At 45.5% G+C, this 15,831-nt stretch carries 10 protein-coding genes; all 10 read left to right on the forward strand.

The window, feature by feature from the left end; all coding sequences use genetic code 11:
* Positions 1–80: 80 nt before the first annotated feature.
* The 10 genes from FRZ54_RS19885 (at position 81) to FRZ54_RS19930 (ending at position 15,781) form a co-directional block, all read left to right on the forward strand.
* Positions 81–680, forward strand: coding sequence for a TetR/AcrR family transcriptional regulator (locus tag FRZ54_RS19885; RefSeq protein ID WP_147033560.1), 600 nt, complete (start codon positions 81–83; stop codon positions 678–680).
* A gap of 82 nt (positions 681–762) precedes the next feature.
* Positions 763–1,941, forward strand: coding sequence for an efflux RND transporter periplasmic adaptor subunit (locus FRZ54_RS19890; RefSeq protein ID WP_147033561.1), 1,179 nt, complete (start codon positions 763–765; stop codon positions 1,939–1,941).
* Positions 1,942–2,011: 70 nt separating this feature from the next.
* The gene (locus FRZ54_RS19895) at positions 2,012–5,188 is read left to right on the forward strand and encodes an efflux RND transporter permease subunit (RefSeq protein ID WP_147033562.1); all 3,177 of its coding nucleotides are present in this window, start codon (positions 2,012–2,014) and stop codon (positions 5,186–5,188) included.
* Positions 5,189–5,198: 10 nt separating this feature from the next.
* Positions 5,199–6,608 carry an efflux transporter outer membrane subunit gene (locus tag FRZ54_RS19900; RefSeq protein WP_228462551.1) on the forward strand — a complete coding sequence of 470 codons (1,410 nt, stop codon included), beginning with the start codon at positions 5,199–5,201 and terminating at the stop codon, positions 6,606–6,608.
* Positions 6,609–6,839: 231 nt separating this feature from the next.
* Positions 6,840–7,397: an RNA polymerase sigma-70 factor gene (locus tag FRZ54_RS19905; RefSeq protein WP_147033564.1), complete on the forward strand. Its 558-nt coding sequence runs from the start codon at positions 6,840–6,842 to the stop codon at positions 7,395–7,397.
* Between the two features lie 77 nt (positions 7,398–7,474).
* Positions 7,475–8,650, forward strand: coding sequence for a FecR family protein (locus FRZ54_RS19910; protein ID WP_147033565.1), 1,176 nt, complete (start codon positions 7,475–7,477; stop codon positions 8,648–8,650).
* Between the two features lie 368 nt (positions 8,651–9,018).
* Positions 9,019–12,366 (forward strand): TonB-dependent receptor, encoded by a 3,348-nt coding sequence (locus FRZ54_RS19915; protein WP_187359681.1) that lies wholly within the window; start codon positions 9,019–9,021, stop codon positions 12,364–12,366.
* A 22-nt stretch (positions 12,367–12,388) separates the two neighbouring features.
* Complete coding sequence (locus tag FRZ54_RS19920) at positions 12,389–13,879, forward strand: RagB/SusD family nutrient uptake outer membrane protein (protein ID WP_147033567.1); 1,491 nt, start codon at positions 12,389–12,391, stop codon at positions 13,877–13,879.
* A 175-nt stretch (positions 13,880–14,054) separates the two neighbouring features.
* Positions 14,055–15,188 carry an XdhC family protein gene (locus FRZ54_RS19925; RefSeq protein ID WP_147033568.1) on the forward strand — a complete coding sequence of 378 codons (1,134 nt, stop codon included), beginning with the start codon at positions 14,055–14,057 and terminating at the stop codon, positions 15,186–15,188.
* 2 nt (positions 15,189–15,190) lie between these two features.
* Positions 15,191–15,781, forward strand: coding sequence for a nucleotidyltransferase family protein (locus FRZ54_RS19930; protein WP_147033569.1), 591 nt, complete (start codon positions 15,191–15,193; stop codon positions 15,779–15,781).
* The last annotated feature ends 50 nt before the right edge of the window (positions 15,782–15,831 follow it).

Here is a 15,831-nt window from a genome sequence, read left to right on the forward strand (position 1 = left end):
TTTTTGATGCAAAAGCCTAAAAATATTTGGATGATAAATCAAAATCGTATTACTTTTGCTAACACCGTTAGGTAATCGACATGGGAATTGTAGAGCGCAGGGCGAGGCAGAAGGAAGAGGTAAAAAATAATATCATCTACACCGCCTGGGACATGGTAAAAAAAGACGGGTGGCAGGCTTTATCCATCCGCAAGATAGCAGAAGCTATTGAATATAGTGTCCCGGTGATCTATGACCACTTTGAAAATAAAGAAGCTATACTCCTTGAGTTCGGCAAAAAGGGTTTTCGAAAACTGGGAGATAAATTGGAATTCGCCCGGGATCAATACACCAACCCTCCTGATCAAATAAAGGCCATGGCCGACGCTTATTGGGAGTTTGCGCTGAACAATGTACAACTTTATCAATTAATGTTTGGCATTGGAATGGCATCGTGCGAAAGCGATAAATGCACTGCGGAATACGAAAGGTTTATCGATATCATGATCGAACCGATCGAAAAACAACTGAAATTAAACAATAGAACTGATGTGAACGCTTGTCTTAAATATCACACCCTTTGGTCGGTGCTGCATGGATTGGTGTCCATCAAAATAAGCGGAACATCGCCTGCGGACGATGAACTGACCAAAGTTGTACTTGACGACGCCATAACAGGCTATATAAAAAATCTGCAATAAAATTTTTTCTCAAGCATTCTAACACCGTTAGGAAAAATAACAACATTAAATTCTTATTAAGTAATCATTAATTCTCACGCATATGGAAACCACCACAATCATCAGATCGATCAGGCATAATTTGCCTTTGCTTATAGCGGTCGCCGCCATCGTACTGCATACAAGTTGCAGTTCGTCAACAGCCGGCAATACTGCGCCACCACCGCAAGAACTACCTGTTGTTAGCATAACCAGCAAACCCGTTACCGTTTATAGCGAATTTACCGCTTCGTTACAGGGTAAACGCGATATCGAGATCCGTCCGCAGGTAGATGGCAACCTTGAAGCCATTTATGTTGACGAAGGCGCCTATGTTTACAAAGGACAGCCCTTATTCAAAATAGATGCGCGCCCCTACACCGAGCAACTAAACAATGCAAATGCAACTTTGCTTTCGGCGAAAGCGTCGCTAGCCAATGCATTGATCAACGTGAATAAACTGGCACCGCTGGTACAGAACAATGTAATATCAGATGTTCAGTTACAATCAGCCAAAGCAGCCTATGACGCTGCAAAAGCTAATGTAGAGCAAGCAAAGGCACAGGTTGAATCAGCTAAGATCAATGTTGGTTACACCACCATTACCGCTCCAGCCGATGGGTATATCGGTACCATTCCTTTTAAAACCGGAAGCCTGGTTGTTAAATCACAGGCAGATGCATTAACTGTGTTATCAGAAAACAAGGAAATGCATGCATACTTCACCCTAAGTGAAAGCGATTTTATCAACTTCAAGTCGCGTTTTGAAGGCGCGACACTGCAGGAAAAGATAAAACACCTGCCCGAAGTGGAACTTGTGCTTGCAGACAACTCCACCTATCCTGAAAAAGGTAAAGTTGAATTAGCCGAAGGTCAATTCAGTAAAACAGATGGCACCATAAGTTTCAGGGCTAATTTTTCCAATCCGAACGGCTTATTACGTTCGGGTAATACAGGAAAGATTCGGCTGCCGAACACGGTGACCAATTCGTTACTGGTACCGCAGGAAGCAACTTTTGAATTACAGGATAAGGTATTTGTTTACGCTTTGACCGATAGCAACAAGGTTGTTGGTAAGCCAGTGACCGTTACAGGCACAAGTGGCAACTTCTATCTTGTTTCGGGAGGAATAAAGGCAGGCGATAAGATCGTTTACCAGGGCATCGACCGGTTACATGATGGGGTGATCATCAAACCCAAAACTATGCCGGCCGACAGCTTATTCAAAACAGCGGCGCTGTAAGCATAAAGCCCGCTCACATTTTGTTTAACTGTAAACCGGAAGCATTTCCGGCTTACGCAACTCACAAACTATGTTACGAAAATTCATAGAAAGGCCAGTCCTTTCGACAGTGATATCTATTCTCCTGGTTTTGCTGGGCATCATATCACTTTTCACGCTGCCTATCACGCAGTTCCCGGATATAGCCCCGCCGACGGTACAGGTAACGGCGTCGTACCCTGGAGCTAATGCCGAAGTGGTGGCACGCTCCGTGGCTACACCTATCGAAGAAGCGGTAAACGGTGTGGAGAACATGACCTACATGACCTCGAACTCGAGCAATGACGGTACCATGACCCTGAATGTTTATTTTAAACAGGGTACCAACCCGGATATAGCCGCCGTAAACGTACAAAGCCGTGTTTCAAAAGCTATAAGCCAGGTGCCGCAGGAAGTTGTACAGTCGGGCCTTTCAACCCAAAAGGTTCAGAATAGTATTATCATGTTCGTGGCGCTTACCAGTAAAGACACCAGCTATAACGAGACATTTCTACAAAACTATATTAAGATCAACCTGATCCCCCAGTTGCAACGTATTCCCGGCGTGGGACAGGCTCAGCCTTTCGGTGCGCACGATTATTCCATGCGCATTTGGCTGAAGCCTGACAGGCTTACTGCCTATAACCTGTCGCCACAGGATGTAACCGCTGCTATCAAAGATCAAAGTCTTGAAGCCGCTCCCGGCCGTTTCGGTGAAGCCAGTAAGGAGGCCTTTGAGTATGTATTGAAATACAAAGGCAAACTGAACAAGAGCAAGGATTTTGAGAATGTTATCATCAGGTCGAACAGCGATGGTTCGGTGGTCAGGCTGAAAGATGTAGCACGTGTTGAATTTGGTTCTTTCACGTACTCATCCAACAGCCAGCTGAATGGTTTTCCAACTTCTGGTGTGGCCATATTCCAAACAGCCGGCTCCAACGCTAACGATATTTTGACCGAGGCGCAACATCAGTTAACGGAGTTCTCTAAAACATTGCCCAAAGGTATCGAGCCGGTAATTATGTATAATTCCAAAGAATTTCTGGATGCATCTATCGACCAGGTAAAGCATACTTTGGTGGAGGCATTTGTGCTGGTATTCATCGTGGTGTTCGTTTTCCTGCAGGATTTCCGTTCTACTTTAATTCCGGCAATTGCTGTACCGGTGGCTATTATAGGCACCTTCTTTTTCATGCAATTGTTTGGCTTTAGTATCAACTTACTCACGTTGTTTGCATTGGTACTGGCTATTGGTATTGTGGTGGATGACGCGATAGTCGTTGTCGAGGCGGTGCATGCCAAAATGGAAAGCACTACCCTATCCGCCAGGAAGGCAACTATCGAATCCATGAGTGAGATATCCGGGGCGATCATTTCCATTACCCTGGTAATGGCAGCAGTGTTTGTACCTGTTGGATTTATGCAGGGCCCTGCAGGCGTATTTTACCGACAGTTCGCGTTTACCCTGGCTATCGCTATTTTGATATCGGCTGTTAACGCCTTAACGCTCAGCCCTGCCTTAAGCGCTTTGTTTCTGAAAAATACACATAGCGCTGACGGCCACGGAACAAAAAAAGGATTTGGCGCACGCTTTTTTGCGGCATTCAATGCTGGGTTTACCGCAGTTACCAACAGGTATGTAAGATCGCTTCAATTTTTGATCAAGCGTAAGTGGGTGGCCATATCCGGTTTGGCCCTGATCTCGGCGGTTACTTTTGTTATGATCAAAAAGACGCCTACGGGCTTCATCCCTACCGAAGACCAGGGCTTCCTGCTGTATGCTGTGAACACACCTCCGGGTAGCTCACTGGAAAGGACGCACAAGGCTATGCAGGAGATAAATGAAATTGTGAAGAACGACCCTATCACAAAAAATCATTATACAGTTGAAGGTTTGAACTTTATATCAAACGCAAACGCGTCGCCATATGGGGCTGGGTTTATCCGCATGAAACCCCAGGGTGAACGCGGTCCGGTGCAGGACCTCAACCAGATAACCGCGATGATGACCCAAAAGGTGGCTTCGCAGGTGAAGGGCGCAAGCGCTTTCTTCTTTACGTTCCCTACGGTGCAGGGTTTTGGTAACGTAAACGGGTTTGAAGTTATGCTGCAGGACCGTACCAATGGCACGATGGGTAAGCTGGATTCGACTACGCATGCATTTATAGGCGCTTTGATGCAAAAGAAAGAAATCGCTTACGCTTTTACCACTTTTGCTGCAGGCAATCCCCAGTACGAAATTGAAGTGGATAATGAAAAAGCCAAGCAACTGGGTGTGTCAGTCGCCGATCTGCTACAAACTATGCAGGTGTATTATGGCAGCAGCTTCGTAACCGATTTCAACCGCTTTGGTAAATACTACCGGGTAATGGCCCAGGCCGATGTGAAATACCGCGCCAATCCGCAATCGCTGAACAATATCTACGTGAAAAACAACCAGGGGCAAATGGTTCCGGCTAATGGTATAGTTAAGCTCAAAAGGGTTTACGGGCCTGAAACAGTTACCAGGAACAATTTGTTTAACGCGGTTACCATCAACGGCGTGCCAAAACCAGGGTACAGCACAGGGGATGCTATCAAAGCTATTGAAGAAACAGCCAAAGAATCGCTGCCCCGCGGATATAGTTATGAATGGACCGGCCAGACACGCGAAGAGATCAAATCCGGGTCACAAATACTATTGGTATTTGCGATGAGCCTGATATTCGTATACTTCCTTTTGGCAGCACAATATGAAAGCTACATTCTCCCATTTGCCGTTATCCTGACCATCCCGCTTGGTGTATTTGGGCTGATGCTTTTTATCAACATGATGGGTATAGACAACAACATTTATGTACAGGTGTCCCAGATCATGCTTATCGGGTTGCTGGCGAAGAATGCCATCCTGATTGTAGAGTATGCTGTGCAGCGCCGGCGCGCCGGGATGAACCTGGCGGCAGCAGCACTGGAAGCTTCGAGGCTAAGGCTCCGTCCTATCCTGATGACATCCTTTGCGTTTATAGTAGGTCTTATCCCGCTGATGAGGGCAACAGGTGCATCCGCCCTCGGTAACCGCTCGATAGGTACAGGCGCCGTAGGCGGAATGCTTACCGGGGTAATATTGGGTGTGTTTGTTATACCGGTGCTCTTTGTTGTGTTCCAGTACCTGCATGAGCGCATCAGCACAAAAAAAATAGAAGAATCTGATTCGGTTGAGGAAGCTGAGCCGGAACTGTTAAATGCTTAATAATATTATTATGAATAAGTATAGGATCATCATATATTCTGCCTTACTCACCGTGCTGTTCAGCGCCTGTAAGGTTGGAAAAAATTACCAGCGGCCCGAGGTGGACCTGCCTAAGCAATTTAATTCTGTTGCTTTTGCAGATACCAGCAGCATAGCCGACATGGAATGGCGCAAGTTTTTTACAGACACGGCATTGCAGGGTTTGATAGATCGTGGCATAAAGTATAACTACGATCTGCAAATCGCGCTTAAACGAATAGACATTGCCGATCAGCAGGTAAAACAGGCTAAATTGCTGCTGACCCCTGAATTAAACTTACAGGTTAGCGGGCAGTATAACCGTTTTTCAAAAAATGGTATCAACGGCCTGACAACTGATATCAGCGGCAGTAACCATTTCGAAGATTATAATGCCAATTTAGGTTTGTCGTGGGAGATAGATACCTGGGGCAAAATACGCAGGCAAAAGGAAGTGGTGCTGGCCCAATACCTGCAAACCTATGAAGGTACCAAGGCCGTGCAAACCAAATTGGTTGCCGATATAGCGCAGGATTATTATAACCTGCTGATGCTGGAAAAACAGCTGGACATAGCAAGGCAAAATCTGAAGCTTGCTGATACAACAGTTAATCAAACCACCTTGCTGAAAAATGCCGGTGAAACTAACCTGCTGGCCGTACAACAAGCCGAGGCCCAGCGTCAAAGTACGGCGTTGCTAATTCCTCAATTGGAGCAAAATATAGCTATTCAGCAAAACGCTTTGCAAATTTTAACCGGGCAATTGCCCGGAGCGGTTGTGCATTCAACAAACCTGGATGAGGTGCAGATACCAAAGCAATTACCCACCGGGCTTCCTGCCGCTATTTTAAGCCGCAGGCCGGATGTAAGGTCAAATGAGATGGCATTGGTAGCAGCTAACGCGAATGTGGGCGCAAAACAGGGTAATTTATATCCTTCGCTAACGATCACCGCCGCAGGGGGGATGGAAAGTTTGAGGGCCAGCACATGGTTTAATCTTCCGGCATCACTATTTGGCACGGTGACAGGTTCGGTACTGCAACCGATATTCAATCATCGGGAATTGAAAACTCAATACGAGGTTGCTAAGGTGCAGCGTGAGCAAGCGGTGCTACAGTTCAGGCAATCGGTGCTAAATGCAACCGGGGAAGTGAGTAACGCACTGGTACAAAACGAAAAACTTGAGCAGCAAATGGATATTGCCGGCCAGCAGGTAACAACATTGCATAAAGCCGTCAGAAACTCGCAATTACTTTTCAAAAGCGACCTGGCGAATTATCTGGAGGTGATAACGGCCCAAAGCAATGCATTGCAGGCAGAACTGAACCTGGCGTCAATAAAGCGGCAGCAAATGGGTGCGGTGGTAGAATTATACCGTGCCCTGGGTGGTGGCTGGAAATAAATGAACGACAACAATTACGAAAAGCGGCGCGGATCTATCCCGCCGCTTTTTCTTTTTTAAAGCGCTGTTGACAGGCAGCAAGACCAGAATTTTGATTTAATTTATACGCAAGTATTTTTTTTAAAAACAGATACGCTACATTTGGGTTTTACAAACCAGTACTTCAAAGCGGAAGTACCTTCCATTATTGCCTGAAAAAATATTTTATAATACTGCTTATTGAATTAGAATATGTACGATTATAATATTCTTGAGGATAGTGAACTGATCCAAAGGCTTGCTTCGGATGATAATCGTGCATTTACCGAAATATATAACCGCTACTGGAAGAAACTTTTTACCGTAGCTGCCAATAAAATAAACGACCTTGATGAGGCCGAAGAAATTGTGCAAGACATATTCATTTCGCTATGGAGAAGACGCGGAGACCTTGCTGTAATTGATACACTAAGCTCTTACCTCGCGGTGTCGGTAAAATATAAAGTCATCAAATTATTAGACAAGCAAAACAACAGGCAAAAATATCTGGGATACAGTAGCGACCACATTAGCGTTGCGGATAACTACACCGAAGAATGGCTGGAATTTGAGGAGCTTAAGAGCCGGTTAACGCTTTTTGTGGCCGAATTGCCAGAAAAATGCCGCATGGTGTACCAGCTTAGCCGTGATGCCGGGTATTCCCAAAAAAAGATCGCTGAAGAAATGGGCATTTCCGAAAAGACGGTAGAGGCCCATCTTGGTAAAGCACTTAAAACTTTACGCACGCGGTTAAGCCAATTCCTTCTCTGAACATTTTCCAAAAAAATATTTTCAATTACACTAAGGGATATCACGCTGTTGGCGGACTTTATAGTAAAGCACGCTGAATGAACAGTAACGGATCCTTAGACAGATACCAGCAACTGGCCAAAAAATGGCTTGATAAAACCATTACTCCTGCCGAGCAGGAGGAATTTGCGGCGTGGTACAATAAAGGGCAGGACACCCCGGTTAATATCCCCCGGGGCTTTGCAGAAGATGAGGAATCGCACAGGGTCAGGATATTAAACAAGGTAAATGAGACTATTAAATACGATCGGTCGCATCGAAATAAAATAAAATATATACGATGGACCTCCATCGCAGCGGCTTGCTTACTGCTGCTGTCCATACCTCCGCTTTATTTCCATATACGAAAAAAAGTCACCAAAAAAGGCAATATAGCCTACCAGCAAAAGCCGGCAAAACATGACGTGGCACCAGGTGGCAACAAAGCTGTACTTACCCTGGCTAACGGATCAAAGATCGTTCTGAACGATGCCAAAAATGGTGTTCTGGCGCGGCAGGGCAAAACATTACTGAATAAAGCAAAAACCAACCAGCTTGTGTATATGGCTCCCGGTTCGGTTCCGAATAACTTACCGGTGGCTTACAATACAATTTCTACTCCCCGCGGTGGGCAATTCCAGGTGGTGCTGAGCGACGGCACAAAGGTTTGGTTGAATGCCGCTTCGTCCATTACTTTTCCAACGGTTTTTACCAAAAACGAGCGACGCGTAAATATAACCGGCGAAGTTTATTTTGAAGTTGCCAAAAACAAGCATCTGCCATTCAGGGTTGTGGCAGGTAAACAGACGGTGGAAGTATTGGGCACTCATTTTAATATCAACGCATATACCGACGAAAACTCCATCAAAACCACACTGGCGGAAGGCAGCGTGAAGGTATCGGCCGAAGGTCAGACTGTTTTTCTAACGCCTGATGAACAGTCCAATGTATCAAATTCAGGAAAGGCAAATATCACCATAAATACGGTAGATACAGATGATATCCTGGCATGGAAGGACGGGAGCTTTGTTTTCGAAAAAGCAGACATACCGTTCATTATGCGCCAGGCCTCCAGATGGTACGATGTAACCATTAAATATGAAGGAAATATATCCGACAGGAGGTTTACAGGCAGTATTTCGCGCAGTGTAAACCTGTCCGAACTGCTAAAAATGCTAAAATACACAGGGGTGAATTTCAAGATAAGCGACAAAACTATCGTTGTAGGGTCTTGACCACCTGCGCATTTATAAACTATTGAAAAACAATTAAAACCAGCTTTACCTGGCTGGTTTATTAGATATCGCCTCGATTATTATTGAGCCTGATACAAAACGACCAATTATTAAATTTAAAAACAGATCCCATGAGAAAACCGATACTTCGAGCACCTTAAACAGCAAACTTTTTATTTGAGATAGTTGAGACCAGGTAAATGAACCGGGTAGCGTTGCAGCGCTATCCCGGTCGATGCCTGGGTTACCCTCATTTTACAATCGTGAATTGGAAACCAGGTTATTAACCCAAACACTACAAAACTATGAAATTAAATTGTAAGGTCTTGCCCATAGACAGGCATGGCTTGTTCAAAATTCTACTAGCTATGAAGCTAACCGTTGTTTTTATAATTGCAGCGATGGTTAACGTAAGTGCCAAAACTTATAGTCAAAACATCAATATCCACCAAAGTCATACCTCGGTAGGTAAAGTATTAAAACTAATAAAAAAGCAAAGCGGGTACAATTACCTGTATGAAGAAGACGTACTGGCTAAAACATCAAAGGTAAATGTCGATTTATCAAACGCTACGGTTACAGAGGCACTTGACCAATGCTTAAAGGACCAGCCACTCACTTATAAAATAATCGATCAAACCATTGTAATTAAAGCCAAAGACGACCCTGCAGCTACCAAAACAGCAGCCGCTCCCCAGAAAGTACAGGGGACGGTCACCGATGAAAAAGGGCTGCCTTTACCAGGCGTGTCGATCAAAGTAAAGGGTACCGGCGTAGGCACAGTTACCGACGTAAACGGGAAATACACATTCGATAACGTGGACGGCGGGGCAACGCTGGTGTTCAGTTACATTGGCTATGTTACTCAGGAAGTGCCAATTGGCAATCGGGAAACAGTTGATGTAAAGCTCGCCGAAAGCCAAAAATCGCTAAGCGAAGTAGTGGTTGTGGGCTACGGCACACAAAAGCGGGTAGACCTGACCGGTGCCGTAGGGAGCGTGAGCAGCAGACAACTGGATGAGCATCCGGCGATAAATGTTGAACAGGAACTTGCCGGACGTATTGCCGGCGTTAATGTTTCCGTCAATTCGGGTGCGCCGGGCGGCGAAACTAAGGTAAGGATACGTGGCTATAGTTCCATCAACACCACTACCGACCCGCTATATGTGGTGGACGGCGTAGTTTGGACCGAAGGCGGTAGTTCTATCAACCCAAATGACATTGAATCCATCGACGTATTGAAGGACGCGTCTTCGACAGCGATTTACGGTACACGCGGCGCCAACGGTGTAATTTTAGTGACCACCAAACGCGGTGGGGGAAAAAAAGGCGGAACAGTAAGTTACGACGCTTACGGAAGTATCAGCAATATGGCCCACGAGATCCCGGTGCTGAATGCCAAAGAATTTTTAGCTGTAGAGGATCAATCTTATAAAAATATTCAAAAATATGATCCGGCAGGATGGGCAGCCGGCAAATATGCCGACGACGACCCGGTAAAGATCAGGACTGCTTTAATAGGCAAATTGTTCGACTCGAATTTAAACCCTTTATATGACGTTGATTGGCAAAAGGCAACAACGCGCACCGCGTACGGCCAAAATCATAACCTCTCATTTACAGGTTCGGCAGATAATTTGAACTATGGTTTGTTCCTGAACTATGCAAATGACGAAGGTATTATCTTAAACAGCTACCAAAAAAGATATAATGCAAGGTTAACGTTCGATCATCAAACCAAATCGTGGCTGAAAGTAGGCGCAACCATTAACTATGACGACCGGGTTACGCGAACAGCAGATGATGGTACCGGCGGAAACAACATCCCCCGTATGCTGATAGAAATGATCCCGATCATCCCTATAAAGTACCCTGATGGAAGTTATGGCAAAAGAACCGACTACCCGAATATGGAAGGTGGCGACAACCCGGTTGCACAAGCCAACGAGATCGTGTCGCTTACTTATAATAGAGTGTTCAGTGGTAACGGCTACGCAGATATTACCTTCTTCCCGGGCCTTGATTTTAAGACGACCATCGGCGTAACCAATTCCAGTAACACCCACCCTCATTTCCAGAGCGGGCTTGTTGGTGGTTCCACTGCCAACCAGACTTATAGTTCTGCATCTATCGACCAATGGAACAACACTTTCTGGCAATGGGAAAATCACCTAACCTACAATAAGGTGTTTAACAAAGTACATACTATCAATGTGGTTGTAGGTTCCGAACGTCAAAACTTCAGTCAATTGAGATCTTATGGTTCAACACAGGACTTGTCTGATAATTATTATCAGTATTATAACCTGGGTTCAGGTGGTATACCCGGTATACCTTCTTCAAATTATGATGCATGGCAAATGCAGTCGTTCTTCGGAAGGATAAACTACAATTACAAGGAAAAATACTTATTGACAGTAACAGGCCGCGAGGACGGGTCATCACGGTTTGGTACTAATGCCAAATATGGTTTCTTTCCGTCCGCTGCAATTGCCTGGCGTGTATCAGAGGAAGATTTCCTGAAAAACAATAAAACCATATCCGATCTGAAAGTAAGATTAAGTTATGGCTTAACAGGTAATTCCGAGATAGGTGAGTACCAGTCGCTGGCTAATATTAACACTACAAACTACGTTTTCGGTGGTAGCCAGGCTATTGGCACCACATTGACGAGTATAGGAAATGATGATCTGCAATGGGAAAAAACAGCAGAATACGACCTTGGGTTTTCACTCGGGTTATTTAACAGCCGGCTTAACATTGAAGCTGATGCGTTCCTGAAAAAAACTAAAGCCTTGTTGCTCAATGCTCCCCTGCCCGAAACAAGCGGATTCAACAGTGTCTATAAAAACATTGGAAGTATTCGCAACGAAGGTATCGAGTTGACGATCAATAGCGTAAACATCAGGTCGAGCAACTTTAGCTGGAACACCAGTTTTAATATCTCGTTCCTCAGAAACAAAATATTGAGCCTTGGAGCGTCTAACGACGATATTTTCCTTGGTCCTACCTTCCTTTCCCAATTTAACCTCGCCCGGGTGGGTTTACCGGCCGGAACATTCTGGGGATACAAGGTTTTAGGTACATGGGGAACCGCCGAAGCTACAGAAGCAGCCAAATATGGCCTGCTGCCGGGCGACCTGAAAATATGGGATAAAAATGGTGACGGAAAGATAACTGCTGATGACAAAACAGTATTAGGCAAATCGATTCCTGACGGCTATGGCACATTGACCAACACCTTCCGTTATAAAGGCTTTGATCTTGGCATCGAGTTGCAGTTTGACTATGGCAACCAGATCATGAACCTGACCCGTCACTCGGGCCAGGACCGTACCGGGCAGGCAAACAGCTATGCGACGGTGCTGAACGCCTGGACCCCTGAACATCAGAATACTTTTATAGCAGAAGACAGGCCGGCATTTGTACGCTATCAAACGGAGATCTATTCGACTAAAGTTGAGAATGGCTCGTTCATACGCGGCAAAACGGTGACTTTAGGTTACACTTTCGGGCAGGATGTTGTCAAAAAGATAGCATTAAGCCGCCTGAGAGTTTACCTGCAGGCGCAAAACCTGTTCCTTCTGACGCACTATACAGGCTACGATCCTGAAACGTCAACCTATAATGGCAGCAGTAACTTCACCCAGGGCATCCAGTTTTATGATTATCCAAAACCGAGAACCTTTTTACTTGGAGTAAACGCTAGTTTTTAATCAAAGCCAAAAACACACGATCATGAAATTTAATTTAACAAAATATTGGATCTGCATCGTTTTACTGGTCCTTTCTGTAAGCAGTTGCAAAAAGTATCTTGATGAAAAAGATTACGGCAACTTTGTAAAGAATAATTATTTCACTACCGCATCGCAGGCGCAAACGTTTGTTAACGGGATATATACCAATCTGCACTTGTTTCAAAATGGCGATGCCTATGGCGAAAGCCCATTTATCACTATTGAATTATTCGCCGGGCATGCCACGTCGCTGGGGCAAAGCGTCAACAACGGAAACGTGATACACGAGCGTACTGACGCAGTAAACCCTGGTTTCGAAGATGTGTGGCAGAACAGTTATAAGGCCATAGCCAACGCCAACCTTGCCCTTGAGCGGATACCGGGCATAAGCATGGACGACGCACAAAAGAACAAGTTGCTGGGAGAGGTCTATTTCCTGCGGGCATTCTTTTATTATCATTTGGTGCGCCTTTATGGCGATGTGCCGCTGATAACAAATTCAGTGACGGTTAACAGCCCCGACCTTTACCCTTCCCGGTCGCCTGTTGCAGATGTGTACGACCTGATCATCGGAGACTTACAAAAAGCTGAAGCATCTGGTCTGCCCGAAACAGATCAAACCGGCCGCGTATCACTGGGTGCTGTTCGCACTTTATTGGCAAGTGTATACCTTACAACGGCAGGTTTCCCTATGCAAAAAACAGAAAACTATGCGCTTGCGGCTTCGGAGGCGGAAAAAGTATTAAACGATTATACCTTGTTTGATAACTATGCCTATCTGCACGACAATGCGCATAAAAACCAGGGCGAGTTGATATTCCAGGGACAGTACCTGGTTGGTGTAGCTACGAATGCTATACCGCAGTTGACCCTCCCATTTAACCTTCCGGTTGGCGCTTACGGCGACCATTTGGGCGCAATGATCCCGACGGATGAATTTGTGGCCAGCTATGAAGCAGGCGACTTGCGGGCCGAGGAACGTCAATTCTATTTTTCAAGCTACCCGCAGTATGGTGATGACAGTAAAACGGTAGTTTTTGGCGTGCACGCATTGTATAAGTATTTCCATGCAGAAAGCGCCTTGGGTAACGGGCAAAGCGACGAGAACTGGACCTTTCTTCGGTTACCGGAAGCCATGCTGATCTACGCCGAGGCAACGAATGAAGTCAGCGGGCCAACGCAAGTAGCTTACGACCAGGTTAACAAAATCAGGGCGAGGGCGAAACTTGCACCATTAAGCGGCTTAACCAAGGATCAGTTCCGCGAGGCCATCTGGAGGGAGCGCTACCACGAGCTTGCCTATGAGGACAAGGCATATTTTGATATACAGCGCACACATAAAGTGTACGACGTGATACATGACACCTTTGGCGATGCTTTATCAACTCCAAATGAGCAGGGTGTTACCATGAAGGAACAATATTATTTATGGCCTATCCCGCAGCGCGAGATAAGCACCAATAATAAGCTAACCCAAAATCCGGGTTGGTGATCCGCTCACAACAACAAAAAAGGCCGGGTATTTACCCCGGCCTTTTTTATTTCCGTTACTATCGGTTTGCTTACATAAACCAGGTAAAACAATTTTTACCATTACCAATTGTTTTGTATTGTGCAAAAGCTGTAATTTGTTATAGCCTTTTAATTTAAAGGAACGCCAGTAAAGGATGAAGGAGATTATAGACATTGTTGCCGCTTACGACGAAGCGTTTAAAGAAGGGAAGAAAACTGCGCTCGCTATTGTAGTGCAGGTTGAAGGCTCTGCCTATCGCCGCGCAGGTGCAAGGATGCTCATTACTGAAGACGGGCAACTGACCGGCGCTATCAGCGGCGGCTGCCTGGAAGGTGATGCTTTACGCAAGGCACGAATGGTGATAATGCAGCAGGAACCATTGCTTGTTACCTACGACACCCGCGACGATGATGACGCCAAGTTGGGCGTTGGCCTTGGTTGCAATGGCCTTATCCATATATTGATAGAGCCAATAAATGACCACCTTCACAACCCCGTTAGCTTATTAAAAAAGATCATTAATAACCGAAGTCATGCGGTACTTGTTACCGTATTTTCAACGGAAGACCGCAAAGCGACGCAGCCAGGTACTATTTTGTGCCTGACAGAGAATAAACACATAGTGGCCCGGGGCGAGAATTTGCCGTATTATGATAATCTGCTCAACAATGCTTCAAGAGTACTGGAAAATCACCGGTCGGAAACGATCAATTATACAGATGCCATTGAGTATACTGCTTTTGTGGAGCATGTTAAACCGTTAATATCCCTCGTGATCGTTGGCGCAGGAAACGACGCCATACCATTGACAAAGATCGCATCAGTTTTAGGGTGGGAAATTACTGTAGTCGACGGGCGGCCCTCCTACGCAGATCCAGCACGCTTCCCTTCGGCAAAAAAGGTTGTCGTGTCCAAACCTGAACAAGCATTGTCGCACATCATAATAAATGAATGGACAGCCTTTGTGCTAATGACGCACAATTACAATTACGAGGTCGCGTTGCTAAAAGAGCTACTGCCGGTACGACCACCCTACATCGGCATCCTGGGTCCGAAAAAGAAACTGGAACGTATCCTGGGTGAATTAGAGGAAGGCGGCATGCACATGACTGAAGATCGGTTAAGCCGTATCTATGGCCCGGTTGGGCTGGACATAGGCTCCGAAGGGTCGGAAGAGATTGCATTGTCCATCGTTGCTGAAATTAAGGCAGTATTATCCTCGAGAAATGGCTATTCATTAAAATATAAGGACACCCCTATCCACAATGTCCATTTGAAAATATCTTGATAATGACCGGACTTATTATCCTTGCAGCAGGCTGTTCATCAAGACTTGGCGAACCTAAACAAAATCTTGTATTTGATAATAAGACGCTACTGCAAAGAGCCATCGACGCAGGAAGAGGCTCCGGCTGTAATCCCGTTATTGTGGTGTTAGGCGCTAATGCCGGTGCGATCGTCCCGGTTATCAGCGGGCAAGACGATATCCTGATCGTTATTAATCCTGAGTGGCAGGAAGGGATCGCTTCATCGATACGAACTGGTCTTGCTGAAATTGAGAAAGACGATCGCGTTAGCAACGCTATCATTATGCTTTGCGACCAGCCCTTTGTTGATGCGGCGCTTCTTCAAAAATTGATCCTTGCAAAACAGCAGTCGGGCAAAAATATCGTTGCGTGCAGCTATGCAGGAACAATAGGTGTACCGGCTTTATTTGATAGAATATTATTCGCAAAGCTTCTGAAGCTGCAGGGACAAGATGGAGCAAAAAAAATCCTGAAGGACCACCCGGATGACGTGGCAACGATTGAATTTGACAAGGGCAATATCGATATCGACACAAAAGGCGATTACGATCATTTACTCAACGCTGGCAATTAACCAGAGATTTATCGTGAACCTATTTCAATTCATGTTTTTGTAGATTTCGG

Source organism: Mucilaginibacter ginsenosidivorans, assembly GCF_007971025.1.
Classification (GTDB): Bacteria; Bacteroidota; Bacteroidia; order Sphingobacteriales; family Sphingobacteriaceae; genus Mucilaginibacter; species Mucilaginibacter ginsenosidivorans.

What these genes read in the sequence shown, in the direction of transcription:
- FRZ54_RS19920 (WP_147033567.1), top strand. Translation starts at nt 12,389, where the DNA reads ATGAAATTTAATTTAACAAAATATTGGATCTGCATCGTTTTACTGGTC.
- FRZ54_RS19915 (WP_187359681.1), top strand. Translation starts at nt 9,019, where the DNA reads ATGAAGCTAACCGTTGTTTTTATAATTGCAGCGATGGTTAACGTAAGT.
- FRZ54_RS19925 (WP_147033568.1), top strand. Translation starts at nt 14,055, where the DNA reads ATGAAGGAGATTATAGACATTGTTGCCGCTTACGACGAAGCGTTTAAA.
- FRZ54_RS19905 (WP_147033564.1), top strand. Translation starts at nt 6,840, where the DNA reads ATGTACGATTATAATATTCTTGAGGATAGTGAACTGATCCAAAGGCTT.
- FRZ54_RS19930 (WP_147033569.1), top strand. Translation starts at nt 15,191, where the DNA reads ATGACCGGACTTATTATCCTTGCAGCAGGCTGTTCATCAAGACTTGGC.
- FRZ54_RS19890 (WP_147033561.1), top strand. Translation starts at nt 763, where the DNA reads ATGGAAACCACCACAATCATCAGATCGATCAGGCATAATTTGCCTTTG.
- FRZ54_RS19900 (WP_228462551.1), top strand. Translation starts at nt 5,199, where the DNA reads ATGAATAAGTATAGGATCATCATATATTCTGCCTTACTCACCGTGCTG.
- FRZ54_RS19910 (WP_147033565.1), top strand. Translation starts at nt 7,475, where the DNA reads ATGAACAGTAACGGATCCTTAGACAGATACCAGCAACTGGCCAAAAAA.
- FRZ54_RS19895 (WP_147033562.1), top strand. Translation starts at nt 2,012, where the DNA reads ATGTTACGAAAATTCATAGAAAGGCCAGTCCTTTCGACAGTGATATCT.
- FRZ54_RS19885 (WP_147033560.1), top strand. Translation starts at nt 81, where the DNA reads ATGGGAATTGTAGAGCGCAGGGCGAGGCAGAAGGAAGAGGTAAAAAAT.